We start from the raw sequence: 399 nt of genomic DNA on the forward strand, positions 1-399 counted from the left end.
GCTCAGTTGTTGGTAAATCTGTTTCCTGTCGGCTATGCCGTCACTGGTGACATAAGCCACCAGGGCCGGCTGGCCGGCTATCCCCGGCTTGATGGCCAGGGCAGACTGTTTCACTCCGGGGCAGACTGACAGTAGGCTGGCGATCTCTCCCAACTCCACCCGGTAACCATTAATCTTGACCTGTTCATCACGCCGGCCCAGGAATTCCAGTTCACCGGCTGTGGTCCAGCGCACCAGGTCCCCGGAGCAGTATAGCTTTCCGGCTCCAAATGGGTTATCAATAAATTTCTCCGCCGTGAGTGCCGGCTTTCCCCAATAGCCATTGCTGACACCCGCGCCGCCTATGCACAGCTCTCCTGTAACACCCGACGGCACAATATGATGCCGGCGGTCCAGTAT

General features: G+C 57.9%; 1 protein-coding gene. It reads right to left on the minus strand.

Translation table 11 applies throughout. The annotated features are described in order from the left end of the window. Positions 1 to 399: acyl-CoA synthetase family protein (locus ICL07_RS32180; RefSeq protein ID WP_188092170.1), on the minus strand; the 399-nt coding region annotated here is incomplete at both ends.

Origin of the sequence: Chitinophaga qingshengii, assembly GCF_014529935.1 — a bacterium.
Lineage (GTDB): Bacteria > Bacteroidota > Bacteroidia > Chitinophagales > Chitinophagaceae > Chitinophaga > Chitinophaga qingshengii.